At 73.0% G+C, this 25,207-nt stretch carries 21 protein-coding genes; 9 read left to right on the forward strand and 12 right to left on the reverse strand.

Annotation, left to right across the window (positions count from 1 at the left end; translation table 11 throughout):
- Nucleotides 1-109 precede the first annotated feature (109 nt).
- Genes AB0A69_RS06375 through AB0A69_RS06390 form a run of 4 tightly spaced genes read right to left on the reverse strand, consistent with a single transcriptional unit; the run spans nucleotide 110 to nucleotide 6,106 of the window.
- Nucleotides 110-733 (reverse strand): TetR/AcrR family transcriptional regulator, encoded by a 624-nt coding sequence (locus tag AB0A69_RS06375; RefSeq protein WP_361415936.1) that lies wholly within the window; start codon nucleotides 731-733, stop codon nucleotides 110-112.
- Nucleotides 727-2,103: a phosphotransferase gene (locus AB0A69_RS06380; RefSeq protein WP_361415938.1), complete on the reverse strand. Its 1,377-nt coding sequence runs from the start codon at nucleotides 2,101-2,103 to the stop codon at nucleotides 727-729. Before AB0A69_RS06380 ends, AB0A69_RS06375 begins: the two co-directional genes overlap by 7 nt.
- Entirely contained in the window at nucleotides 2,100-3,863 is a 1,764-nt protein-coding gene (gene treS / locus AB0A69_RS06385) for a maltose alpha-D-glucosyltransferase (RefSeq protein WP_361415940.1), read from the reverse strand. Before treS ends, AB0A69_RS06380 begins: the two co-directional genes overlap by 4 nt.
- Nucleotides 3,860-6,106, reverse strand: coding sequence for a maltotransferase domain-containing protein (locus AB0A69_RS06390; protein ID WP_361415942.1), 2,247 nt, complete (start codon nucleotides 6,104-6,106; stop codon nucleotides 3,860-3,862). Before AB0A69_RS06390 ends, treS begins: the two co-directional genes overlap by 4 nt.
- A 249-nt stretch (nucleotides 6,107-6,355) precedes the next feature.
- On the opposite strand from AB0A69_RS06390, the gene AB0A69_RS06395 reads away from it, so the two are divergent.
- The 9 genes from AB0A69_RS06395 (at nucleotide 6,356) to AB0A69_RS06435 (ending at nucleotide 16,245) form a co-directional block, all read left to right on the forward strand.
- Complete coding sequence (locus AB0A69_RS06395) at nucleotides 6,356-7,183, forward strand: type 1 glutamine amidotransferase domain-containing protein (RefSeq protein ID WP_361415944.1); 828 nt, start codon at nucleotides 6,356-6,358, stop codon at nucleotides 7,181-7,183.
- Complete coding sequence (locus AB0A69_RS06400; protein WP_361415946.1) at nucleotides 7,173-8,870, forward strand: thiamine pyrophosphate-binding protein; 1,698 nt, start codon at nucleotides 7,173-7,175, stop codon at nucleotides 8,868-8,870. Before AB0A69_RS06395 ends, AB0A69_RS06400 begins: the two co-directional genes overlap by 11 nt.
- A gap of 27 nt (nucleotides 8,871-8,897) precedes the next feature.
- Nucleotides 8,898-9,350 carry a nuclear transport factor 2 family protein gene (locus tag AB0A69_RS06405; protein ID WP_361415948.1) on the forward strand — a complete coding sequence of 151 codons (453 nt, stop codon included), beginning with the start codon at nucleotides 8,898-8,900 and terminating at the stop codon, nucleotides 9,348-9,350.
- A 60-nt stretch (nucleotides 9,351-9,410) separates the two neighbouring features.
- Nucleotides 9,411-10,022: a DJ-1/PfpI family protein gene (locus AB0A69_RS06410; RefSeq protein WP_361415950.1), complete on the forward strand. Its 612-nt coding sequence runs from the start codon at nucleotides 9,411-9,413 to the stop codon at nucleotides 10,020-10,022.
- Nucleotides 10,019-11,902 carry an AGE family epimerase/isomerase gene (locus AB0A69_RS06415; protein ID WP_361415952.1) on the forward strand — a complete coding sequence of 628 codons (1,884 nt, stop codon included), beginning with the start codon at nucleotides 10,019-10,021 and terminating at the stop codon, nucleotides 11,900-11,902. Before AB0A69_RS06410 ends, AB0A69_RS06415 begins: the two co-directional genes overlap by 4 nt.
- Entirely contained in the window at nucleotides 11,899-12,294 is a 396-nt protein-coding gene (locus AB0A69_RS06420; RefSeq protein ID WP_361415954.1) for an STAS domain-containing protein, read from the forward strand. The genes AB0A69_RS06415 and AB0A69_RS06420 overlap by 4 nt, the downstream gene beginning before the upstream one ends.
- Nucleotides 12,291-14,795 (forward strand): sugar phosphate nucleotidyltransferase, encoded by a 2,505-nt coding sequence (locus tag AB0A69_RS06425; protein ID WP_361415956.1) that lies wholly within the window; start codon nucleotides 12,291-12,293, stop codon nucleotides 14,793-14,795. The genes AB0A69_RS06420 and AB0A69_RS06425 overlap by 4 nt, the downstream gene beginning before the upstream one ends.
- Nucleotides 14,796-14,960: 165 nt before the next feature.
- The gene (locus AB0A69_RS06430; protein WP_361415958.1) at nucleotides 14,961-15,455 is read left to right on the forward strand and encodes a MarR family transcriptional regulator; all 495 of its coding nucleotides are present in this window, start codon (nucleotides 14,961-14,963) and stop codon (nucleotides 15,453-15,455) included.
- A gap of 217 nt (nucleotides 15,456-15,672) precedes the next feature.
- A complete protein-coding gene (locus AB0A69_RS06435; RefSeq protein ID WP_361415960.1) occupies nucleotides 15,673-16,245 on the forward strand; it encodes a hypothetical protein in 573 nt (190 codons plus the stop codon).
- Here AB0A69_RS06435 and AB0A69_RS06440 read toward each other — a convergent pair.
- The 8 genes from AB0A69_RS06440 to ribA form a co-directional block, all read right to left on the reverse strand.
- Entirely contained in the window at nucleotides 16,211-16,756 is a 546-nt protein-coding gene (locus AB0A69_RS06440; RefSeq protein WP_361415962.1) for a GNAT family N-acetyltransferase, read from the reverse strand. The genes AB0A69_RS06435 and AB0A69_RS06440 overlap by 35 nt on opposite strands.
- Nucleotides 16,750-18,060 carry a DUF6271 family protein gene (locus AB0A69_RS06445; RefSeq protein ID WP_361415964.1) on the reverse strand — a complete coding sequence of 437 codons (1,311 nt, stop codon included), beginning with the start codon at nucleotides 18,058-18,060 and terminating at the stop codon, nucleotides 16,750-16,752. The genes AB0A69_RS06440 and AB0A69_RS06445 overlap by 7 nt, the downstream gene beginning before the upstream one ends.
- Nucleotides 18,057-19,136: a phytanoyl-CoA dioxygenase family protein gene (locus AB0A69_RS06450; protein WP_361415966.1), complete on the reverse strand. Its 1,080-nt coding sequence runs from the start codon at nucleotides 19,134-19,136 to the stop codon at nucleotides 18,057-18,059. The genes AB0A69_RS06445 and AB0A69_RS06450 overlap by 4 nt, the downstream gene beginning before the upstream one ends.
- A gap of 103 nt (nucleotides 19,137-19,239) precedes the next feature.
- Nucleotides 19,240-20,622 carry an extracellular solute-binding protein gene (locus tag AB0A69_RS06455; RefSeq protein WP_361415968.1) on the reverse strand — a complete coding sequence of 461 codons (1,383 nt, stop codon included), beginning with the start codon at nucleotides 20,620-20,622 and terminating at the stop codon, nucleotides 19,240-19,242.
- Nucleotides 20,623-20,656: 34 nt separating this feature from the next.
- Nucleotides 20,657-21,406, reverse strand: a complete 750-nt coding sequence (locus AB0A69_RS06460; protein WP_361415970.1) for a class I SAM-dependent methyltransferase — start codon at nucleotides 21,404-21,406, stop codon at nucleotides 20,657-20,659.
- A gap of 16 nt (nucleotides 21,407-21,422) precedes the next feature.
- Nucleotides 21,423-23,105, reverse strand: coding sequence for a WD40 repeat domain-containing protein (locus AB0A69_RS06465; RefSeq protein WP_361415972.1), 1,683 nt, complete (start codon nucleotides 23,103-23,105; stop codon nucleotides 21,423-21,425).
- 34 nt (nucleotides 23,106-23,139) lie between these two features.
- A complete protein-coding gene (locus AB0A69_RS06470) occupies nucleotides 23,140-24,447 on the reverse strand; it encodes an MFS transporter (protein WP_361415974.1) in 1,308 nt (435 codons plus the stop codon).
- Nucleotides 24,448-24,530: 83 nt separating this feature from the next.
- Complete coding sequence (ribA, locus tag AB0A69_RS06475; protein WP_361415976.1) at nucleotides 24,531-25,187, reverse strand: GTP cyclohydrolase II; 657 nt, start codon at nucleotides 25,185-25,187, stop codon at nucleotides 24,531-24,533.
- Nucleotides 25,188-25,207: the final 20 nt, after the last annotated feature.

Raw genomic sequence — 25,207 nt, forward strand, 5'->3', positions numbered from 1 at the left:
GGCCAAAGGCGCGTGGCCGCCCCGGCGGTCCCGGTCGCGCCGGGGCCCTCGGGGCGGCCGCGCGCAGGTCCAGGCCCCCGCGCCCAAGCCGCCACGCCGCGGCCCCGGCTCAGGACTCCGGGGCGCGCAGGCCGCGGAGGGCCAGTTCCCAGATGCGGGCGAGCTGGGCGTCGGCGGGGCACGGGGAGCCGCCCGGCTGGGGAAGGCCGTGCAGCCATTCGCGGACCTGCACCTCCGACCCTGCGATCAGGTGGGCGACGAGCGCCGACACCGTGTCCGGCTCGACACCCTCCCGCAGTTCGCCCTGCTCGTCGGCGCGTTCGGCCAGTTCGCGGGCGAGGGGCGCCCAGAGGGACGACCAGCTGCCCGCCGCGCTGCGCCAGCCGTCCCGCTCCAGCCGGGCGCAGGCGCGGACGAGGGCCTTCTCCCGCAGCAGCCGGGCCAGCGTGACGGTCAGTGCGACCACCCGCTCCAGCGCCGGCACCGGCTCGTCCGCCGGAGCGCCCGCCGAGTCCTCCAGCGCCGACCGGGTGGCGGACCGGCCGCACGCGTGCACCGCCTCCGCGAGCTCGTCCTTGGTGGGGAAATGGAAGGTCAACGCGCCCATGGAAATTCCCGCGGATTTGCTCACCCGGGCCAGGGACGTGCCCTCGTATCCGTTCTTGTCGAATTCCTCGGCGGCCGCCACGACCAGGGAGTGCCGAGTCCGTACTGCCCGTTCTTGTTTCACCATGCTTGATTCCCGCTGTTCAGGTGTCCGTGCTGCGCCAATTCTGCGACGGCCGCGAGAGGCAGGCTGGTCCTCTCGGGCCGGTGGTCGTGCTCGTACACCACCTCGTGCACGGCCCTGGCGAGGACGCAGGCCCGGAGCAGGAGCGTGTGCTCCCGCGGATCGAGGCCCGACACCCGCGCGTAGCCGTCGCAGAAGGCGTCCGCGCACCGGGCCGTCCAGCGGCCGGTGTCGGGTACCCCGGCACAACGGGCCGCGTAGTCGAACGAACGCAGCATGCCCGCTATGTCGGACAAAGGCGAATGCCGGGCTCTGCGTTCGGCCAGCGGCACGCCCGGGGCGCCTTCGAAGTCCACCAGGATCCAGCCGGTGGAGGACCGCAGCAGCTGGCCCAGGTGCAGATCGCCGTGGACGCGCTGCGCGGGCGGCCCGGAGGCCAGGACGGCCAGGCGCTCGTAGGCGGCGCGCACCGCCGGCCGCAGCGGGCGCAGGGCGGGCACCCGGCGGGCCGCCTCGTCCAGGTCGGCGGCCAGGTCGCGGCGCAGTGCGGCGAGTTCCGCGGCGCCGGTGGGCGCGGTGCCGAGCCGCCGCGCCAGGTCGGCGTGGACGCGGGCGACGGCCTCCCCCATGGCGCGTGCCTCGGGGACGAAGGCTCCCTGATGCGCCGCACCGGTGCTCGCCGACGTACCGGTGCTCGTTGCCGCACCGGTGCTCGCCGCCGCGCAGGCCGCCACCGCCGCGCAGGCCGCCGTGAAGCCGTCCGTGGCCTCCGGCAGGTAGTCCTGCACCATGGCGTACGTGACCGGTTCGCCGTCGAGTTCGCCTTCCACGGCCCCCCGTAACCCCGTGACGTGGGGGTTGGCGGTGGCGCCGAGGGCCCGCAGCAGCTCCACGTCCGGGTTGGTCCCGGTGCTGATCCGCCGGAAGATCTTCAGCAGGTAGCGCTCGTCCACGACGACGGAGGTGTGGGTCTGCTCCACGCCCAGCGGCCTGCTGGTCCCGGGCGGCACGGACCGGGCGCCGGTCAGCCCCAGCAGCGCGCCGACGAGCGCGGAGTCGCCGACCGCCTCGTACACGAAGAGGTCGTCCACCCCGGCGATCACGTACGGCTCCAGTTCCAGCGCCAGCACGGCCCGCATGCCCACCGGGACCTGGTAGTACTCGGGCGGGCCGCCGTCGGCGAAGGTGACGCGGAGCAGGAGCAGCACGCCCCGCGCCCCACCGGTGCGGAGGGTGTCGCTGAACGCGGTGGTCCCCACGATCGACGCCCCGTGCGGGGGGCGGCCCTTGCTGCCGTACCAGCGCTGCCAGGGCACCCAGGCGGTCAGGGCACGCTCCAGCCGGAGCTGGAGCGTGCCCATGTCGACGGTCATGGGCGTGGCCCGTCCGCCGTGAGCGACAGCCAGTAGAAGCCGCGGCCCTGGAGGGAGAGCCGGTAGGGCCGCTCCCCGACCCTGGGGAAGGCGGCTCCGCCCAGCAGTTCGACGGGTACGGCTCCGGCCCACCGGTCCAGGTCCAGTGCGACGGGCTGCGGGTGGCGGGAGAGGTTGTTGACGCACAGCACCGTGTGGGCCGTGCCGTCCTCCTCGGTGTGGTGGCGGACGAAGGCGAGGACCGCGTCGTTGTCGGTGGGCACCTCGGTGAAGGTGCCGGGCCCGAAGGCCGGGTGCGCGCGCCGGGCGGCCAGCAGGGCGCGCGTCCAGTGCAGCAGGGAGCCGCCGGAGCCCTGCTGGGCCTCGACGTTGACCGCCTGGTAGCCGTAGACCGGGTCCATGACGACCGGCAGGGTGAGCCGGCCGGGGTCGCCGGTGGAGAAACCGGCGTTGCGGTCGGGGCTCCACTGCATGGGGGTGCGGACGGCGTCCCGGTCGTCGAGCCAGATGTTGTCGCCCATGCCGATCTCGTCGCCGTAGTAGAGCACCGGCGACCCGGGCAGCGACAGCAGCAGCGCCGTGCACAGCTGGAGCTGGCCGCGGTCGTTGTCGAGCAGGGGCGCCAGGCGGCGCCGGATGCCGACGTTGACGCGCATCCGCGGGTCCCGGGCGTACTGGGCGTACAGGTAGGCGCGTTCCTCGTCGGTGACCATCTCCAGCGTCAGCTCGTCGTGGTTGCGCAGGAAGATGCCCCACTGGCAGCCGTCCGGGAGCTCGGGCGTCTTGGCGAGGATCTCCGACAGGGGGCGGGCCGTCTCGCGGCGTACGGACATGAACAGGCGCGGCATGAGGGGGAAGTGGAACGCCATGTGGCACTCGTCGCCGCCCGTGGTGGGCTCGCCGAAGTAGTCGACGAGCTCCTCGGGGCGCTGGTTGGCCTCGGCGAGCAGCACCCGGCCGGGGTACTCGTTGTCCAGCGTCTTGCGCACGAGCTTCAGGAAGTCGTGGGTGGCGGGCAGGTTCTCGCAGCTCGTGCCCTCCCGCGCGTACAGGTACGGCACGGCGTCCAGGCGGAAGCCGTCCACACCCAGGTCGAGCCAGAAGCCGAGCGCGTCGAGCATGGCCGCCCGTACGGCCGGGTTCTCGTAGTTGAGGTCCGGCTGGTGGCTGAAGAAGCGGTGCCAGTAGTACTGCTTGCGGACCGGGTCGAAGGCCCAGTTGGAGGTCTCGGTGTCGGTGAAGATGATGCGGGCGTCCGGGTAGCCGGTGTCGTCGTCGGCCCAGACGTAGAAGTCGCCGTACGGGCCGGACGGATCGCGGCGGGACTCCTGGAACCACGGGTGCTGGTCGCTGGTGTGGTTCATCACCATGTCGATGATCACCCGGATGCCCCGGCTGTGGGCGGCCTCGAGCAGGTCGACGAAGTCGTCGAGGGTGCCGAAGTCGGGCCGTACGCTGCGGTAGTCGGCGATGTCGTAGCCGCCGTCGCGCAGCGGCGAGCAGTAGAAGGGCGGCAGCCACAGGCAGTCCACGCCGAGCCACTGGAGGTAGTCCAGCCGCCGGGTCAGCCCCTTCAGGTCGCCGATGCCGTCGCCGTCGCTGTCCTGGAAGGCGCTGACGAGCACTTCGTAGAAGACGGCCCGCTTGTACCAGTGGTGCGCGTACGGGAGCGGGGACGCGCGGCGCGCGGGCGGTCTCGCCGCAGGGCCGTCGGCGAGCACGCCGTGCAGGGACAGCGGTGGGAGATCCGTGAAGGTCACTGGTCGCTCCAGGTGAAGACGTGGGCCACGGACTGCTGGGGGTCGATCTTGAGGTCGAGTACGGGACCGAGTTCGGCGGTCCGGCCCGTCACCTCGTCGACGGCGTGGACGCGCCGGCCGGGTTCCAGGCCGAGGGCCGCCGTGTCGAGCCGTACGGTGGTCTGCTCCGTCTCGTCCGGGGTGAGGGTGACGGCGCACAGGACGGTGTCGCCGCTGACCGGGTCGTGCTTGGAGTAGACGAGGACCCGGTCGTTGTCGGTGTCGTGGAAGTGCAGCGAGCGGAGCTGCTGGAGCGCGGGGTGGCGGCGCCGGAGGGTGTTGAGGAGGGTGATCCAGGGTTCCAGCGAGGGACCGGCGGCGGTGTGGTCGCGGGGACGCAGTTCGTACTTCTCCGAGGCGCGGTACTCCTCCTCCCCCGGCACCAGCGGGTCGCTCTCGTACAGCTCGTAGCCGCTGTACACGCCCCAGCTCGGCGACAGCGTGGCCGCCAGGGCCGCGCGCAGCGCGAAGACGGCCGGCTGCCCGCTCTGGAGGTGGACGGGGAGGATGTCGGGGGTGTTGACGAAGAAGTTGGGCCGGAACCATGCGGCCGCCTCCCCCGTCAGCTCGGTGAGGTAGTCGGTCAGCTCGCGCTTGTCCGTCTTCCAGGTGAAGTAGGTGTACGACTGGCTGAACCCGAGCTTCGACAGCCCGTGCTGGACGGCGGGCCGGGTGAACGCCTCGGCCAGGAACAGCACGTCGGGCTCGGTGGACCGGACGTCACGGATCAGCCGGTGCCAGAAGTCCGGCGGCTTGGTGTGGGGGTTGTCGACCCGGAAGACGCGGACGCCCCGGCCGGTCCAGAAGCGGACGACGCGCAGGATCTCCGCGTAGAGCCCTTCGGGGTCGTTGTCGAAGTTCAGCGGGACGATGTCCTCGTACGTCTTGGGCGGGTTCTCCGCGCAGGCGATGGTGCCGTCGGGGCGGTGGGTGAACCACTCCGGGTGGTCGCGCAGCCAGGGGTGGTCGGGCGCGCACTGGAGGGCGAGGTCCATCGCCACCTCCAGGCCGGCGCGGCGGGCGGCGGCCACGAAGGCGTCGAAGTCCTCCAGGGTGCCGAGCTCCGGGTGGACCGCGTCGTGGCCGCCGTCCGCCGATCCGATGGCCCAGGGCGATCCGACGTCGCCGGGGGCCGCGCTCAGGGCGTTGTCGCGGCCCTTGCGGGCGGTGGTGCCGATGGGGTGGATGGGCGGCAGGTACACCACGTCGAAGCCCATGCGGGCGATGCGCGGCAGCTCGCCGACGGCCGTACGGAAGGTGCCGTGCCGCGGGGTGCCGTCGGCGGCCCGCCCGCCGGTGGAGCGGGGGAAGAACTCGTACCAGCTGCCGTACAGCGCCCGGCGCCGCTCCACGCGCACGCGGTACGCCGGGCTCTCGGCCGCCAGGGCGCGCAGCGGGTGCCGCTCCATGGCCGCGCGCACGGCGGGGCCGAGCGCGGCGGAGACGCCCTCGGCGTCGGCCGCGCCGCGCAGGGCGCCGGCGGCGCGAAGCAGCAGCCCGGGGGCGGCGACGGACCGCGGCGCGGTAGCACCGGCACCGGCACCGAGCGCCGCGTCGGCGGCGAGCAGCCCCCCGGCTCCGGGAACCCCCTCGGCGTGGCACCCGCCGAACCCGGGCTCAGCCGCGGACCCGAGGACCGCCGCGGTGGCACGCACCGCACCGGGCCCGGCCGCCCCGTCCCCGGCCTCTGAGTCGAGCGCCGCGTCGGCGGGGCGGGGCAGCGCCTCTTCGTGCGGCGCCTCAACAGCCCCGGCCGCAGGCGCGGCACCGAGCCCCGCACCGGCGCCGCCTCGCGGTTCCGCCTCCGCGGTGAGGAGCCGTGCCGCCTCCTCCAGGAGCCTCGCCCCTGCCTCCGGATCACCCGACCCGCCCGGCGGGAGGCCGGCTTCGCGGCGGGCCTCCACCGCGTGCAGCCAGGTCTGCCACGGGTCCGTCCAGGCCCGGACCCGGAAGGCGCACTCCCCCGTGCCCTCGGGCACGATCACGGCCCGCCACCGGTCGCCCTCCGGGTCCGGCCTCCGCAGCGGTATCTCGCGGCAGGTCCCGTCCGGGCCGGTCCACAGCACCGCGGCGGCGAGCGCCTCGTGGCCCTCGCGCCACACGGTCGCCTCCACGGGCAGGGCTTCACCCACCACGGCCTTGGCGGGAAAGCGCCCCAGACTGACGACCGGTGACACGTCGTCGATGAACAGACGGCCGCTCATGTCCGCCCCCTTTCACGGCTCGCACTGATGCATTCGGTATGTCCGGGGAGAACGGACGTACGGCACGCCCCGTTTCCGGTACGCGGGAACCACCGCTACTTCGGCAACTCGCTCCAGTGTCACCAACGCGCCGGGCGCGGCTTGCCGATGGCGTACTCCTGAGGTTTGACTCAAACTCCACGTTGTCCCGGCACACCGGACGCCGAATTCCGCCATGCCGCCGGGCTTTTCCACCGCATGGAGCCTTTCGTGTCCCAACGCATTCTCGTGGTGTTGTCCGAATACGGTTACTGGGGCGAGGAACTGGTCGGTCCGCTCGACGTGTTCGACGCCCGCGGCTACCGCACCACGTTCCTCACGCCCACCGGAAAACGGGCGCGAGCGCTGCCGCCGAGCCTCGATCCGACCTATCTGGACCCCCCGCTGGGGCGCACGGTCACCACCCCCGACATGGCGCGGCGCGCCCGTGAGCTGGACGGATCGGACCGGCTCGACCAGCCGCTGTCGCTGGCCGGGCTGCTGCCCGAGCGCCCGTACCTCAGCGCGCTGAACCACCTGAGGGAGCTGGAGGAGTACCACCGCCGGCTCACCGCGGTCACCGACGACCTGCTCGCCGGATTCGACGCCCTGGTCATCGTCGGGGGCAGCGGCCCCATCGTGGACCTCGCCAACAACGAGCGGCTGCACGAGATCATCCTGGCGTTCGCGGCGGCGGACCGGCCGATCCTGGCGGAATGCTACGGAGTGGCGGCGCTGGCATTCGCACGCGACCCGGATACCCGTACCAGTCTGCTGTGGGGCAAACACGTCACGGGACACCCGAAGGAATACGACTACAAGGACGGGACCGGCTTTCTCGGCACCGATTTCGTGATGGGCCCGCCGCCCTATCCCCTGGAGTACATCCTGCGGGACGCCACCGGGCCGGACGGCGGCTTCCACGGCAATGTCGGCAAGGAGACCTCGGTCGTCGTCGACTTCCCCTTCGTCACGGCCCGTTCGACGCCGGACTCCGCCCTCGCGGGCGAGCTGCTGGCCGAGGTCCTGGACGGGGGGCTGCGGCGCCATGGCTGGTGACGTGGAGCCGCGCCCCGCCAAGGCCGCGCTCTTCGAGCAGTTCGCCGCCGACGGCATCCGCCACATGTTCGGCAACCCCGGCACGGTGGAGCAGGGCTTCCTGGACCTCGTCGACGCCAGCGACACGTCGTACGTCCTCGCCCTGCACGAAGGCGTGGCGGTGGCCATGGCCGACGGTTACGCCCGCGCCTCCGGGCGCCCCGCGGTCGTCCAGCTGCACAGCAGCGCGGGCCTCGGCAACGCGATCGGCATGCTGTACCAGGCCCTGCGCGGCGGCTCCCCGCTGGTCGCGCTGGCGGGCGAGGCGGGCCTGCGGTACGACGCGATGGACGCCCAGATGGCCGCGGACCTGGTGGCGATGGCGGCGCCGGTCACCAAGTACGCCACGCGGGTCGTCCACCCCGACTCGGTCCTGCGGGTGCTGCGCCGCGCCGTGAAGATCGCGGCGACGCCCCCACGCGGCCCCGTCCTCGTGGTGCTGCCCGCCGACGTCCTGGAGGAGCTCACGGCGGAACCGGCCGTGCCCGCCCCCGTCCCGGTGACCCGTTCCGCACCGGACGCGGCGACCACGCGGGAGGCGGCGGACCTGCTGCTGGCCGGGGAGCGGCCGTTGATCCTGATGGGCGACGGCGTCGCCGTCAGCGGGGCGCAGCGGGAGCTGACGGACGTCGCGGAGCGGCTGGGCGCACGGGTGTGGGGGGTGAACTCCTCCGAGGTGAACATGGACACCACGCACCCGCTCTTCGCCGGTGTCCTCGGGCACATGTCGGGCGACGACAGCGCCCGCGTGGTGGCCGGGGCGGACGCCGTGCTGATCGTGGGCACGTACGTGTTCCCGGAGGTCTTCCCCCGGTTGGCCAGTCCCTTCCGGCCCGGGGCGCGGCTGGTCCACGTCGACGCGGACCCGTACGAGATCGCCAAGAACTTCCCGGTCGACCTGGGTGTGGCCGCCGACCCGAAGGCGGCGCTGGGCGCCCTCGCGGCCGAACTGGGCCGCCGCGGCCGTACGGCCTCCGCGGCCGGGCGGGGGCGCGGTACGGCCCCGGCGTCGACGACGGAGCCGGCGGCGGGGCCGGCTCCGGCGCCCTCGGCACCGCTCGCGGCACCGCTCTCGGCGGAACCCTCCCTGATGGAACGTTTCTGCACAACGCTGGCCGCCCGCGCGCCGCACGACCTCGCCGTGTTCGACGAGGCCCTGACCGCCTCCGGCGACCTCGTACGGCACCTGCCTCCCCGCCTCCCGGGCACGTACTTCCAGACCCGCGGCGGCTCCCTGGGCGTCGGGATCCCCGGCGCCATGGGCGTGAAGCTGGCCCGGCCGGACCTGGAGGTGGTGGGCTTCACCGGGGACGGCGGCAGCATGTACACGATCCAGGCGCTGTGGACCGCCGCCCGGTACGGCATCGACGCCACCTTCGTCGTCTGCAACAACGGCCGTTACCGGCTGCTCGACCTGAACCTCGACGTCTACCGCGAAACGCGGCCCGGCGGCGGGCCGCAGGCCCGGACGGCCGCCCCGCCGCAGGCGTTCGACCTGTCCCGGCCCGCCATCGGGTTCACCGGGCTGGCGGAGTCCCTCGGCGTGCCGGCGGTGCGCGTGGAGACCCCGGGGCAGATCGGTCCGGCGGTCGACGCCGCGCTGGGCGGCACGGGCCCGTTCCTGATCGACCTCGTCACCACGAACTGACCCCCCGTTACGGAGAAGAGACCATCCATGCCCCCTGTCACCGACCTCCTCACCCGGTCCGCCGTGGAACGGACCGTCACCGACTGGTACGCCGCCCTCGACCGGCACGCCCCCGTCGAGGAGGTGCTGCACCACCTGGTCCCGCGCGGACTCGTCATGCGCTTCCCCGAGGGCCCCGTCCGGGGGCTGGCCGGCTTCCGCTCCTGGTACCGCAAGGTCTGCGCGCTGTACTTCGACGAGGTGCACCGGGTCGACGCGGTCACCGTCCGCCCCGTGGACCCGCGGAGCGCGGAGGTCGAGGTCGCCGTCAGCTGGCGCGCGCGGGTGTGGAGCCCGCCCGACGCGTACAGCCGGACCCTGGACTTCGACGCCCGGCAGACCTGGTCCGTCGTGCTGCTCGACGGCCGGCCGCGCATCCGCGGCTACACCGTGGACGCCCTCACGCCCCGGGCCGGGTCCCCGGTACCGGCCCACGCGTGACGTCCCCGTTCCGTCCGTTCCGACCGTTTCCGTACTTCTCACCCGCGGGGGAATGTCAGCATGGCACGTATCAGACCGCTGCCGGACGGCCGCCTGGCCGGCAAGCGCATCGGTGTCCTCATGGAGAACGACTTCGCCGAGGACGAGATCGCCTACTTCGAGCGGCGGTTCGCCGAGGAGGGCGCCCACGTCGAGTTGCTGACCCGGCTGTGGGGCGGTGACTCCCTCACCTTCCACGGGCACGACCACCGCGGCGAGGTCCGCGTGACCGGTGACCTGGAGGCCCTCGGCTACCACGAACTGTCCCGGCTGTCCGCGCTGGTGGTGCCCGGCGGGATGGTCGCCGACCGGCTGCGCTACAGCGAGGACGTCGGCCGCGAGGCGCCCGCCGTACGGCTGATGCGGCGCGCCTTCGGCATCCCGCACCTGGTGAAGGCGTTCTCCTGCCACGGCCTGCTGCTGCTGTCGGCGGCCAAGGAGCTGATCCGGGGCCGCCCGGTGACCTGTCACAACAACCTCGTCGCCGATGTGCGCAACATGGGCGCCGGTTACCTGGACCAGGACCTGGTCGTGGACGGCGACCTCATCACCTCGCGCAGCGCGGACCACTGCCACCTGCTGGCGCGCACCGTGATCGAGACGCTGGCCCGTCCCGCGGGAGCCGCCGCGTGAACGCCGTAAGCACCCCCGTGGCGTCGTTCTCCGACACGATGGCCGGTTACGTCCAGGAGTTCCGGGGCGACCGGCTGGTGCTGCGCACCCTGGGCGGGGCGCCGGTGACGCTGGAGGTCACCGCGGCCACCTCCGCGCAGCGGCTGCGCAACCTGGGCGAGCCGTACCACGACGTGACGGGCCGGCTGGCGGAGCACCTGGTGCCGAGCGCCCTGGTGTTCGGCTACGGCCCGGTCTACCAGGGCGGCCCGGACGGTCCGCGCTGCCAGGTCGACCACCTCGTCGTGGCGGGCGGCCCCGGGACGCCGTACCCGCACCCGCACGAGGAGCCCGGCTGGTGGACCGACCAGCTGCGCCGGCTCGCCGGCTTCTACCACCGCTCCCAGTTCGGCGGCGGCCCGGCCGACTTCGGGCAGTACCGCACCGAACTGCGCGGCGGCGGCGAGAAGCCGGCGTACGGCGTGCAGGAGACGGACACCATCTCGCGGCTCGTGTACGGCATGGCCACCACCTACCTGCTCACCGGCGACGAGACGTACCTGGACACCGCCGAGCGCGGCTCCCGCTACCTCCACGACCACCTGCGCTTCCACGACCGGGCGGAGGACGTCGTCTACTGGTACCACGGCATCGAGAAGCACCCGCTGGGCGAACGGAAGCTGTTCGCCTCGGAGTTCGGCGACGAGCACCGGTCCCTGCCCGCGTACGAGCAGATCTACGCGCTCGTCGGTCTGGCCCAGACGTACCGGATCACCGGCGACCCGCGGATCCGGGCGGACATCGACGGCACCGTACGGCTCTTCGAGCGGTTCTACGCCGACCGCAGGCTGGGCGGCTACTACTCCCACATCGACCCGGTGACCCTGAGCCCGCACGCCGACACCCTGGGCCCCAACCGCTCCCGCAAGAACTGGAACTCCGTCGGGGACCACGCGCCCGCGTACCTGATCAACCTCTACCTGGCCACGGGCGACGAGCGCCATCTGCGCATGCTGGAGCACACCTTCGACATGATCGTGGAGCACATGCCGGAGCGCGGCGGCACGAGCCCCTTCGTCAACGAGCGCTTCCACGCCGACTGGACCCCCGACCACCACTGGGGCTGGCAGAGGAACCACGCGGTGGTCGGCCACAACCTGAAGATCGTCTGGAACCTGCTGCGCATGCAGGCGGCCCGCCCCAAGCGCGAGTACCGGGCGCTGGCCGAGCGGCTCGGCGCGCTGCTGCCCGACATCGGGCGGGACGGCCAACGCGGCGGCTGGTACGACCTGATGGAGCGCGAACCACGCGACGGCCGGCACGCCTTCGCACACCACGACCGCAAGGCCTGGTGGCAGCAGGAGCAGGCGATCCTCGCCTATCTGCTGCTGACCGCCCACACCGGCGACGACGGCCATCTGCGGCACGCGCGCGAGGCCGCCGCCTTCTACAACGCCTTCTTCCTCGACCACGACGCCGGCGCCGTCCACTTCACCGTGCTCGCCCAGGGCATCCCGTACGCGGTCGGCGACGAACGCCTCAAGGGCAGCCACGCGATGTCCATGTACCACAAGGCGGAGCTCTGCTACCTCGCCGAGGTGTACCAGCGGCTGCTGCTCCAGGGCGAGCCGCTGGAGCTCTGGTACAAGCCGCGGCCGGACGCCGCACTCCCCCGGGGCGGCGGTCGGCGCGTCCTGCGCGTCGCCCCCGACCTCCTGCCGCCCGGAAGGGTCCTCCTGGACCGGGTGCTCGTCGACGGCGAGCCCTGGTCCGACTTCGACGCCGAGGCCATGGCCGTACGGCTCCCGGACACCGCCGGCCGGCCCACGGTACGGGTCCGCCTGCGGCCCGCCGCGCCCGGCCCCGCCTCCGCCCCCGTACGAAAGGGACCCGGCCGATGACCTTCGACGCCTATCTCGCCGTCTCCGGACGGACCGCCGTCCTCCATCTGTCCGGGGAGCTCACCGACGCACGCGTACCCGCCCTGCGCGCCCTGCTGGGCCAGGCGGTACGGCAGCCGGTGGACCGCCTGCTGCTGCGCATGGGCGGGCTGGACTCGCTCGCCGCCGGCGGGGTGCGCTGTGTCGCCCTCGCCCAGCAGGAACTGGCCCCCGGCACCGACCTGGTCCTGGAAGGTGCCCGGGACGAGGTCCTGTTCGCGCTGCGCCTGGGCGGCGTGAACGCCCCCTCCGTACCGACCGCACTGTCCGTTCCGCCTGTCCCGCCCGTTCCGCCCGAGACAGCTCCCTTCCCGCCGCACCGCCACCCGTCCGAAAGGAGTCTTTCCCTGTGAAGGCTGTTGTGATGGCCGGAGGCGAGGGCACCCGCCTGCGCCCCCTGACCACGTCCGTGCCCAAGCCGCTGCTCCCCGTCGGCGAACGACCCATCATGGAACACGTACTGAGGCTGCTGCGCAGACACGGCGTCACGGAGACCGTGGTCACCGTGCAGTTCCTCGCCCACCTCATCGAGGAGCGGTTCGGGGACGGTTCGGACCTCGGCATGTCCCTCACGTACGCCCACGAGGAGACCCCGCTCGGGACGGCCGGCAGCGTCAAGAACGCCGAGGACGAGCTGGGCGGCGCGCCCTTCCTGGTGATCTCCGGAGACGCCCTCACCGACATCGACCTGTCGGCGCTGATACGCCACCACCGGGAGCGGCGGGCGATGGTCACGGTCTGCCTGACCCGCGTGCCCGACCCGCTGGAGTTCGGCGTCACCGTGGTCGGAGAGGACGGCCGCATCGAGCGCTTCCTGGAGAAGCCGACGTGGGGCGAGGTGTTCTCCGACACCGTGAACACCGGCATCTACGTGATGGAGCCGGAGGTCCTGGCCCACGTGCCGGCCGGGGCGCCGGTCGACTGGTCCGGTGACGTCCTGCCGCGGCTGATCGCCCAGGGCGCGGCCGTCCGCGGCTACGTCGCCGACGCCTACTGGCAGGACGTCGGCACCCTCGACGGCTACCGGCAGGCCCAGACGGACCTGCTGGACGGCCGCGTGGACTCCGGCCTCCCCGGGACCGAGATCCTGCCCGGTGTGTGGGTGGCCGACAGCGCCTGGGTCGACCCGGAGGCCGACGTCCGGGGTCCGGTGGTCATCGGCGAGCACGCGCGGATCGCCGCCGGGGCGCGGGTCCACGAGCACTCGGTGATCGGCGCCCACAGCGTCGTCGAGCCCGGCGCCCACCTCCACCGGGCGGTGCTGCACCCGTACGCGTACGCCGGGGCGCACACCTCGCTGCGCGGGTGCGTCGTGGGCCGCAACACCACCGTGCGGCGCTCGGCGCGCCTGGAGGAGGGCGTGGTCGTCGGCGAGAACTCCCGGGTGGGCGAGGACGCGGTGGTGTCGGCGGGCGTGGTCGTCAACCCGGGGAAGGCCGTCGGCGCGGGCGCCGTGATCGGCACCGACCTCCTCTGGGACAACCAGGGCTCCCGGGCGCTGTTCGGTCCGCAGGGCGTCAGCGGTGTCGTCAACGTCGACCTCACGCCCGAACTGGCCGTGCGGCTCGCCGGGGCGTTCGCGACGACGGTGCCCCACGACGCCACCGTCACCGTCGCCCGCGACCACGCCCAGGGCTCACGGGTGCTGGCCACCGCGGTCGTGTCCGCGCTCCAGTCGAGCGGCGTGCACGTACGCGACCTGGGCCACGTCCCGGTGCCGGTCGCCCGGCGGGAGGCGGCGCTCACCGACGGCGGCGTCCTGCTGACGACGACGCCGGGCGCGGCCGACTCGGTGAGCCTGACGTTCCTCGACGCCCACGGCGTGGACCTGCCGCAGGCCGCGCAGCGCAAGCTGGAGCGGCTGCTGAGCCGGGCGGAGTTCCGGCGGGCGCCCGCCGGGGAGTTCGGTGCGCTGCTGTCCGGGGAGGAGTCGGCGGCGACCGCGCTGGGCGCGTACACCGAGCGGCTGCTGAAGCGCGTCGACACGGCGGCGGTCCGCGAGCGGGCGCCCAAGGTCGTCGTGGACGCGGCGTTCGGCAGCGGCGCCCTGGTGCTGCCGGGCCTCCTCGACGGGCTGGGCGTCCGCGCGGTCACCCTCAACACCGGCCTCGACGACGAGCGCGCCACCGAGACGGCCGTCGAACGCCGGGGCGCCCTGCGCTACCTCGGTGACGTCGTCGCCGCCAACCACGCCGACTTCGGCGTCCGGATCGATCCCACCGGGCAGCGCGTCTCCGTGGTGGACGAGCGCGGCCGTGAGGTGTCCGACGAGACGCTGCTCCTCCTCATGGTCCAGCTGGTCTCGGCCGAGCGGCCCGGCGGCGCGGTCGTGCTGCCGCCCACCGTCAGCCGCGCCGCCGAGGACGTCGCCGCGCGGCACGGCGGCCGGGTCGTACGGACCTCCTCGGCCCCGGACCGTGCCATCCGCGCCGCCGAGGCCGCCGGGACCGTCCTCGCCGCCGACGGCCGGGGAGGCTTCGCCCTGCCGGAGAACTCCCCGTACCACGACGGGTTCGCGGCGCTCGCCCGCCTCACGGCGCTCCTCGCCCGCCGCGCCGCGCCGCTGAGCGCCCTGGTGGAGGCGGTGCCGCGGACCTTCGTCCGCAGGCGCGAGCTGGCCACCCCGTGGGAGGCGAAGGGCACGGTCATGCGGCAGGTCGCGGAGGCCGCCGCCGGGCTCGAGGTGGACACCACCGAGGGCATCCGCGTGGTGGAGCCGGACGGCTGCTGGGCCCTGGTGCTGCCGGACGCCTCCCGGGCGGTCACCGGCGTCTGGGTGGAGGCCCCGAACGCCGCGGCGGCGGACGCCCTGCTGACCCGCTGGGCCGACGCGGTGTCCCGCTCCACCGCATGACGCGGTCCGTCCTCGTCGCTAGCGCGGCTTGCGGGGCGTGTGGCCCCGGAAGCCGTGCCTCGGTGTGCTGTTCCGCCGGGGCGTGCGCCGCCTAGACTTCCCTGGCCCGTGCAGGGGCGGATGTTCCCCATCACGGGGAGGGACCGGGAAGTGGCGGACGTGGACGTGAGGGCGAGGCGGGGCCGGGAACGCGCGGCCGCCGGGGTGGCGGCGCGCAGCGCGCCGGCGGAACTGGCCGAGCAGGCCACGCGGCTGACCACCGCCATGGACGCCACCGTCAACGCCGAGGCCACCCGCCACGGCCTGACCCGCGCCGACTTCGACGTCCTGGCGGCGCTGCGGGGCGCGGCGCCGGAACACCGGCTGAAGCCGACCGAGCTGTCCGCCGTCTGCCGCCTGTCGTCCGGCGGGACCAGCAACGTCATCCGGCGGATGACCGAGTCCGGCTACGTCGTACGGGAGGCGGACCTGCACGACGGGCGCAGTTCGTGGGCACAGCTCACCGACGAGGGCCTGCGCGTCTGCGAGCGGATCCAGGACACCGTGGACGCCACGCACGCCCGTCGGCTCGCGGGGCTCCCGCCCGGGGTGGTCGACGCCCTGACGGCGCTGCTGGCACAGGCGGTCGACGCGCTGGAGTCCTCCCCCGAGGGTTCTTAGGCGCATGTCGGAAAGCATGGCGCACGGGTGTGACAAGCCCGGTCCGCCTTCGGGCTTAGGACCTGCGCCCCATGCGCACCGTCGGCCTGATGGCTAAGGTCGTCACCCGTGCACGCTACGGAGAACATGCGCCGCACCACGGCGGAGCGCAGGCGGGACACCCTGGAGCGGCTCGGATCGGAGCGCGACATATGCCGCGCTCGCGGATCTCCACCGCGTGGCGGAGTTCGCCTCCTGGTCCGGCAAGCGGTTCCAGGCGGTCGCGCCCGACGGCACCCGCTCCGACGTCGGTCTGGTCGCCGCCCGGCAGGCCGTCCGGATCCACCGCCGCCCCGGTGCGCCCGAGAGGGCCCTGCCGGTCGTCGGTGACGCTCATGTCGTGGAGTTCTCCCCGGCGATGAGCCTGGCCGTCGACGGCCGCACCCCCTGGGGTCTGGCCGAGCCGCTGGGCCGGCTGCGCCCGGCCACCACCTCGGTCCGGCTGACCGAGGCGGACGTCGATCCCGCGGGCGAGGCGCTCGGCCGTGGGGTGCTCCTCCCGGCCCTGGGGCGGGCGCTGATCATCGTGGTGCGGGACGCGGCCCGCCACCGCTGGATGTCCGACGCCGTGGCCCGCCTGCTGCGCGACCGCCCGGACGCCGTGGTGGTGGAGATGGGCGTGCCCGCCGACGGCGCCACCGGCGCCGCCGACCTGGTCACCCACGGCGCCACCAAGGTCGCCGGGATCGCCGCGGCCGAGGCCGTCACCGGGTCGCTCATGGCCGCCGAGCCGCTGAGGGGGTCCGGCTGACCCGGTCCTGCCGCACCCCCTTGGACATGTAGACCGCCTGCGGGCCGTAACTCGGGGGGAGCTCGACCTCGCGCCGGGCGTGGAACCCGTTCACCGCCCAGAAGGCGTCGCTGCCGCCGACCGCGATCAGGGAGATCTGCTCGTACCCCTCCGAGCGGGCCCTCGCCGTGAGGGCGTGCAGCAGGCGCCTGCCCAGCCCCCTGCGCCGGAAGGGCTCGGCGATGACGAGGTCGTGCAGGTGCAGGTTGCGCGCGTGGTGCACGGCCTCCTCGCTCCTGGTGAGATCCGGATAGGAGAAGAGCGGATAGGGAAGGGCGAGCACATAGCCCACGGTCCGCCACTCCCATTCCAGTACGAAACAGGTACTCGGCGAGGAGCGCGCTCTGGATTTCAGTGCGGCCGGGTCCTCCGACAGCGTGAGGTCGGTGTAGGCGGCGGCCTCCAGCGCCGTGATGTCGGCCCAGTCGCCCTCGGAGAGGGGGCGTATGTGGACGCCGGCGGCCGTCACCATGTCGGGCCCACCGCGTCGCTCGCGCGCGTCAGCGCTTCCCACGCTTCGACGAGGAGCGCGAAGTGCAGGACGTCCTGGCGGGCTTCGTCGAGCAGCCGCGGCGCGCGTTCCGCCAGGGAGTCGGCGAACTCGGCGTACCTGCCTCCGAGTTTCCGGTAGGAACGCTCGATGGTCAGCAGGCGCCGTACGTTCTCCGTCTGGTCCAGCAGGGCGCTCTGCCGCGCCAGTGCGGCGATCCGGTCCGCGCGCAGCCGGTTCCGGCCGTCGAGGAGCTCCGGGCCGGCCGCGGCCATCTCGCGGTAGACGAAGTGGAAGTACAGCATCGAGAGGAGGAACTTCGTGAACCGCGTCTGGTACGCCATGAACCCGGGCGTGGTGCGCCGCTCGGGGGTGTAGAAGTTCACGACGTGCCTGTTGTGCAGGACGCCGGGCAACAGCGCGTCGTGCACCAGGTGCAGGAGGAAGTAGTCGCTGCCGATGGTGTCGGTGGCCGGCGGCAGCGGCACCCGCCCGTACACGTCCTGGTGGAAGGCGACGTTGCACATGTCCACGCGCATGGGGTCGACCGTGGTCAGCGTGGAGTGATCCCCGACGAACGGCTCGGTGCCCGCGCCCTTGAACGACTCCTCGACGAGCGCGCGCTTCTGCTCGTACGACCACTCGGGCGGGGCCCACAGGCTGACGACGTCGTGGTAGACGGCGGGGTCGAGGGCGCGGATCTCGGAGATGTCCACGGACAGCTCGCCGACGAACGAGGCGCCCGCGAGAACGACCGGCAGGTCGACGCGTTCGGGCGGCAGGGCGACGGCCGAGACGCCGGCCGCGGCGTCGGCGGCGCGCCTGCCCAGCGAGCGGAGCTCCTGGTCGACGGGGTACACCGGCTCACCGTCCAGGACCTGGTAGGCGCTGTCGGAGTCCCTGCGGTGCACCGACCGGCAGCCCAGCGCGGCGGCCAGCAGGAAGGCGCGGTTGGTGCAGGCGCCGTAGGAGAGGGCGGCGGGGAGCATCAGGTCGAGCAGCAGCTCCGGCTTCGCCGCTCCGGAACGGCGTACCACCTCGTGGAGGAAGGCCCGTTGGTCCGCGTCGTTCAGATGGTGCACGACCACTTGGGGCGCCCGGAACTCGCGCTCTTCTTCGATGACGCGGGCGTGTTCGGCGTACGTCGCCGCGTCGGAGGAGTCCAGGACGAGCAGGTGCACCTCGACGCCGAAGTGGGTGGCCGCGTAGTCGGCCTCCCCACCGATGGCCGAGATCATCGGGGCGCAGGCCCTGTTGGTGGGGAGGGCCAGGCATATGCGGTTCACGCCGGCTCTCCGGAGACGTGTGCGGGCGCTTTCCCGGTCCCGTCGGGCTCTCCGTGCGGCTCCCCGTGCCAGGGGGCGAGTCCGAGGAGCCGGGCACCGAGGTCGTTGAGCGTCGCCCTGCCGTAGCGGAGCGACTCGTGCCGGACGCAGTCGCCGACCAGCGTCTTGTTCCACTCGGGGGTGGAGAGATGGCGCCAGGAGTCGATACGGGACCGGCGGAGCGTCTGGTGTGATTCCAGGGCGGGCATCATGGACAGGTACTGCACCGCCCGCACCCCGTCCGCCGAGGTGTTGCGTGCCACCCCGTGGGCCAGCAGGCCGTTCCAGATCAGCAGGTCGCCGGCCTCGAGTTCGGGGCGGATCACGGGGAATTCGGCCTTGTCGGTACGGGGCCTGATGGGGTCCCGGTCGGCGGGCTGGTCGAGCTTCCACCGGTCGAAGCGCCGGAAGAGCTCCGGCGAGCACTGGAAGCCGCCGTGGTCGGGCCGGGTGTCGGTGAGGGCGATGATGCCCTGGACCCGCTGGGGCGGCACGCTGAGGGTGGTGTCGACGTCCCAGTGGAGCTCGATGTCGAACCCCTGGTCCGTCGGCGCGATGAGCGCGCGGTCCCGGTTCCTCACGTTGGGCGGGTTCAGGTTGAGCCGGTCCAGGGTGACCCACAGCTCCTCGCAGTCCCAGACGTCGACGAACGCGTCGTAGACCCGCTGCCGCTGCCGGCTGTCCCAGATGAGCTGGTGCTGGTAGGCCTCCACGAAGCCGTAGACGTGGAGTTCTCTGTCCAGGTCGGTGCGGAAGGGCCGGTCCTCGTACCAGGTGTCGGGGCGCTCGGGGTCGAGGCCCTGGAACTCCCAGGCGAAGTCGAGCAGCCGTTTCGCGTGGGCGGCGGGGATCGCCTGCTTGACGACGACGTAGCCGTACGTCTGCCAGAAGGTGAAGTCCTCCTCGGACAGGACCCGCAGTGGCAGGCTCTTGTCGAGGTCCCGCAGGGGCGTCGGCGTCAGATAGGTCTCGCCGTCGGCGCTGAAGTAGGGGCGGTCGGAGGACGCCCGGTGCAGATACGGAGGGGTTGCCGACATGTCGTTCACTCCAGGACGGATGGTGGTGGGGGAACCGGGTGACGGTCCGGCGGTCGCTCGTGACGAGGCGCCGGACCAGCACCCGGTGGCTGTCCGTGCTCGCTCAGTGGAGCGGACCGGCGCGGCCGCCCGCCGGTGACGGTGGTGTTCCGGCCGACGGCGGTGGTGTTCCGTTCAGCCGCTCCTCCACGGCCAGGTCCGCCCGGCGCCCGGCCGCGCGGGCCGGCTGGCCGGTGAGCACGTCGGTGAGGAGCGTCTTGACCGGGTTCGGTTCGGCTTCCACCAGCGGCCAGCGGGGGTCGACCGGGGTGGTGTGCCCGTTCGCGGCGGCCTCGGCCTGCACCCTGACCACCGGGCTGTCGACCTCCCGCGCCAGCGCCAGCCGGTTGGGCAGCGTGCCGTTCGCCGCCGCGATCCGCTTCTGGGCCTCGGGGCCGGTGATCCCGGCGACCCACTCCAGCGCCGCCTCCGGCTGCGCGCTGCGGGCCGACACCGCGAGGTTCGAACCGCCGAGGAAGACGCTGCCCGGCCGGTCCGCCGAGAGCCCCGGCACGGGGAACATGCCGAGCTTGCCGCGGAGTGCGGGGTTGATGCGCTCGGCGTCCGCCAGCTCCCAGGGCAGCCCGACCATCTGGCCGATCCCGCCCTTGGCGAGCTCCTCGTACTGGAACGGGTGGGCCTCGTCCCGGTCCTTCGGCGCCTGCGACAGCGACTGGAGCGTGCGGTAGTACTTCAGCGCCGAGGCGGCCTCGGCGGTGGCGAGTCCGCCGTGCCAGCGGGTGCCGTCATGGGTGGCGAGCCGGCCGCCCCGGTCGTGGAGCAGGCCGGAGAGCACGTACCAGTTCTGGCCCGGCAGGTAGATCGGCTGGAAGCCGGGGTCCGCCTGGTGCGCCCGGCCCAGCGCCCGTGTGGTGCGCACCCACTCCTTCTGGTCCCGGGGTGTGTCGAGACCGGCCTGGGCGAAGAGGTCCGTGCGGTAGATGACCACGCGGGACGCTGCGTACAGCGGCACTCCGTACTGCTTGCCCTGCCAGTTCCCCGACTCGCGCAGCGACGGTATCCACTCCCGGGAGCCCAGCGCGTCGGCCTTCGCGCTGAGGTCCTTGAGCAGGCCGGCGGAGGCGAACGAGGGCGTCGTGGTGGTGCCGAGCTCCACGACGTCGGGCGAGTCGCCGGAGGCGAGCGCGGCCTCCAGGCGCTCCTGGATGCCGACCCAGCTCTGCAGCTCGACGTCCACCTCGACGCCGGGGTGCGCCGCCTCGAACTCGCCGACGAGCCGGTCCACCACGGGCGCCGGTACGGAGCCCCACATGAACCACACCTTGAGGTGCCGCGGTGCGGTGTCCGGTGATGCGGCCGACGCGCCCGTGGTGAGGCACGTCAGCAGCAGGGAGGCGGCCAGGGCCGTGAGGTTCCCGATGGTTCTGGGCGTGCTGTTGCTTCTCGTGCTGCTCGTCTTGCTCGTCCTTCTCGTCCTTCTCGTCATGTGACGGCTCCTTGTGGCGGAGGGTGCGTGGGCGTCAGCCGGCCGGCTTCTCCGCCCGGATCGTGAGGTACATGGGGACGGCCCGGCGCGCCTCGCACGTGCGGGGGTCCCGGAAGTTGTCCGGTACGGGCCGCCCCTCGGACAGCCCGGTCAGGGCGAACCCCGCCCCGAGCAGCTCGCTGACGTAGGTCTCGACGGGGCGGTGCACCTTCCGTACGGAGGAGCCGAGCCACTCGCAGGCGCGCTCGCCCTCGTCGAAGTAGCCGCGCACCCGCATCTCGGACGGCACACCGTCGTGGAAGTCGCCGTCGTAGGCGCAGGTGACCACAGGGTGCTCGACGGAGAGGACGAACCGGCCGCCGGGGGCCAGGGCGGTCCGCACCTCCCGCAGGAGCGCCGGGAGGTCGTCGAGGTAGTGCACCACCATGCGGGCCGTGACCACGTCCCACGCCCCCGGCTCCCGGCAGGTCCAGGCGTTGAGGTCGGTGCGCTCCAGCGTCGCCGGGTCCAGGCGGGCGGCGGCGGCCGCGAGCATCCGGCTGCTGCCGTCGACGCCGTGGTAGCGGTCCGCGCCGGCCCGCAGCACCGACGCGCCGAACGTGCCGTCCCCGCAGCCGAGGTCGAGCACCGTACGGCCCCGCAGGTCGCCGACGAAGGCGAGGACGTACGGCTCCTCGAGGGTGGTGTTGCCCTCGTCGGCGGCCGCCCGGGCCTCCTGGTAGCGGGGGAAGACCGTGGGCTCGTCGTAGAAGTCGGGGCCGTAGTCGAAGGTCGCGCCTGACATGGGTATCCGCCTCGGTTCAGTGGGACGTCACGGGGTAGACGCGGCCGTCGTACGAGCCGGCCAGGAAGCGGTCGGTGCCGGCGTCGTAGAACAGCGAGGAGATGCCCGCGGTGGTGACCCGGCTGACGGTCGACCAGGTGTCGGCGGTCACGTCGTAGACGGCGACGAGGCCGTGGTACGAGCCGGTGGCGACGTACCGCCCGTCGGTGCTGGCGGCGACGCACTTGATCGAGTGGTCGTGCGGCGTGGCGATGACCGTGGGCTCGAAGCCGCGCCACAGCCGCAGCTTGTAGTCGCGGCTCACACTGGCGAAGTCACCGCCGGGCAGCGGCGCGCAGCCGTTGGCGATGCGCTCGTGCGCCTCCTCGATGTGGTGCAGCCGCTCCAGGCCGTCGACGGAGAACCAGGTGGTACTGGCGTCGGCGCAGACGGAGAAGATCCGGCCCTCGGAGACGGCGATGCCCTTGACGGCGTTCTGGTGCAGCCGGAGCGTCGCCTCGTGCCGTACGGAACCGTCGGCCGCGACCGACAGGACGATGCCCTCACCGGTGTACGCCCCGATGACGACGTGCGGGACGCCGTCGCGCTCGAAGGCCGCGCCGCAGTTCAGCGGGGAGCGGTGCTGGTGGAGGACCTCACCGGTCCTCGCGTCGAAGACCTTGCCCATCTGCCCGCCGGTGAGGACCCGCCCGCCGACCGGGGTGAGGAAGTTGCACAGGCTGCCCGTCTCGCTGTGCCGCTCCCCGTCGATCCACAGCACGCCCGCGTCACCGATGGTGAGGGTGCGGCCGCCGTCCACGGTGACCGCGTTGACGCAGGGCGTCTGCTCCACCCCGTCGGTGTTCCACTCGTCGGCGCCGATGCGGTACGTCGCGTACGAGGATCCGAAGGTGGCGAAGGCGAGGGTGTCGCTGTCGAGGAAGGCGCACGAACGCGGCCAGATGTCCGAGGGCAGGGACGCCTTGGCCACCTCGGTGAGATCGGCGGAGGTGTCCCACACGCGGAGCGTGCGGTCGTAGCTGAGGCTCACCAGGAGGTCCCGCTCGGCGTTGTACACCAGGCGCTTGATGCCGGCCTCGTGGGCGGGGTGGTTCTCCACGTTCTCGCCGGTGACGACGATGATCTCGCCCTCGTCGTTCCCGGCGTAGATGACACCGGTGCGGGTGATGGCGACGGTGTCGGTCTCGACCCCGGCGAGGTCGATCTCGTCGGTCATCGCGCCGGTCTCCAGCGACCAGCGCTTGATGGTGCCGTCGTCGCTCGACGAGACCAGCTCGTCGGTGCCGGCGACCCACTCGACCGAGATGACGTCCGCGGTGTGTCCCTCGAAGGTGGTGACCAGCGTTCCCGTGAAGTCGTACACGCGGACGTTGTGGTCGCGGGACGCGGTGGCGATGAGTTCCTTGGTCGGGTGGAAGACCGACATCTCCACGTCGTCCTTGTGGTCGGCGAGGACCGCGACCAGGCTCAGCTTCGGCAGCGACCACAGGCGGGCGGAGTAGTCGCTCGACGAGCTGACGAGGAAGCGGCCGTCCGGGCTGAACGCCGCCTGGTTGGCGAGGTGGTCGTGGTTCACCCGGGCGAGCGGCTGCTTCGTCGCGGCGTCCCAGAGGATGAGCTGGTTGTCGTAGCCGGCCGTCGCGACGTACTGCGTGCCGTAGGCGGCGACACCGCTGATGGGACCGTAGTGGCGGATCATGGGGTTTCTCCCTTTCTGAGTGACGGGGTGGCGGTCAGGAGGTGGCTTGCCTGACCTGCGGGCTGGCGAGCAGGTGGGGAGCCAGGCGCCCGGTGAGCCGGTAGCCGAGACCGCCCAGCGCGACCAGGGCCGCGAGGACGGCCCACAGGACCGCGCTGTGCCGCTCGATCAGGACGCCGACGAGCGCCGGGCCCGCCACGGCGGACAGGGTCCAGGTGAGGTTGAACAGGGCGAGGAACCGCCCGCGCGCCTGCGGCGGGCTCGCCGTCGCGGACAGCGCGACGAAGGCGGGGGTCGCGGTCATCTGCCCCGCCGTGAAGAGCAGGACCGCCACGAACACGACCACCACCATGGCGGCTTCGCCGACGGCCGGCACCGCGGCGAGCAGGCCCACGGCGCTCAGGATGAGCCCGGCGCCCCAGGAGATGACGCGGCCGCGTCCCACCGCACCGAGCCGGCCGGTGACGTACGTCTGGCCGACGACGATCAGGAGGGAGCTGACCATCAGCGTGGTGGAGGGCAGCCAGGTCGGCAGGGCCCGTACCTCGACGAGGTAGACCGGGAGGATGACCGTGGGGATGAGCCAGCCGAACGTGAGCGCGGCGTGGGAGGCGAGGAGGCAGAGGAGCACCCGGTCGCGGAGGATCGTGCCCCAGCCGGCCTGCGGGGCCGCGGCCTCCTCGCCGATCGTCGGCGGGTCCTCGGTCTTCGGCCCCGGCGCGGCGGTGGTGTGCGGCGTCGCACCCGGGTCCGGCGCCGCGGACGGGTCCGGCGCCGCGGACGAGTCCCGGCCCGCGCCCTCGGCCGGCCGCGACCGCGGTGAGGGGCGCCGGAACAGGAAGGCGGTCAGGACGCTCGTGGCAGCGTTGAGCACCACGATGAGCAGGGGCGCCCCCGACCAGCCGGTGCCCAGGACGAAGCCGCCCACGGCGCCGCCGAGCGCCACGCTGGCGTTCTTGCCGGCCGCGGTGAAGGCGTACCAGCGGTCCAGTTCGGCGCCCTCGGCGAGGTCGGCGACGAAGGCCGGCCAGGCCGCCCAGTACAGGCGTTCCGCGCAGAGCACCACGAGCATGCTCGCCACCAGGGCGTGCAGGGAGTCGACCAGCAGGTAGCAGAGGTAGCCGGCGGCGGCCAGCACGTTGTTGGCGATCAGGCAGGCGCGCGGCCCCCAGCGGTCCACCGCGCTCCCCGCCAGCGGGGAGAACGGTATGGACAGCAGCGTCGCCAGACTGGCCCCCCACCCGACCTCGGTCACGGTGAGGTCGGTGGTGAGGAGGAAGAAGAGGAACGACAGCGGGGTGAACATGCCCACCCCGAACGTGTCCAGGGAGGTGGCGGCCACGATGCGCCCGTGGCCGGTCAGATCCGGAAGTCCCAGGCGTCGCCGCCACTGCGCGGCCACAGTGTCCGGAGATGCCGACGAGGTCATGCCGGAGTCACGTCCGTCAGCACGATGCGGTGGCCTGCCTGTGCCTTCGCCTCGATGTAGCGCCGGTTGCTGCTGCGCAGGAACACCCCGGTGCCCACCGTCTCCTTGACGGCGATACCGCCGGCCGTCAACTGGGCCGCCTTGTCGGGGTTGTTGGTGAGCAGCCGGATGCGGCCGACGCCGAGGGCGCCGAGCATCTGGGCGGCGACCCGGTAGTCGCGTGCGTCCGCCTCGAAGTTCAGCCGGAGGTTGGCCTCGAAGGTGTCCAGGCCCTCGTCCTGCAACAGGTAGGCGTCGAGCTTGTTGTACAGGCCGATGCCTCTGCCTTCCTGGCGCAGGTAGAGCAGGATGCCGCCGTGCTCGGCCAGCAGCCCGAGGGCTTCGTGGAGTTGAGGGCCGCAGTCGCAGCGGCCGGATCCGAAGACGTCGCCGGTGAGGCACTCCGAGTGCACGCGTACCAGCGGTGCAGGTCCGGGGTCGTCGCCGAAGACCAGCGCCAGGTGTTCGCGGCCGTCGAGCAGGCCGGTGAAGGTCGCCATGCGGGCCGTCACCGGGCCGACGGCGGTGTCCACCGGCACGGCGACCTCGGCGCGGACGGTGCAGTGGGGTACGTCGCCGTGCTGGTTCTCTCCGATGGGTGCAGCCGTGGTCATCGCATCCTCCATGCGGTGTC

It is taken from the genome of Streptomyces sp. NPDC045431 (genome assembly GCF_040646655.1).
Classification (GTDB): Bacteria; Actinomycetota; Actinomycetes; order Streptomycetales; family Streptomycetaceae; genus Streptomyces.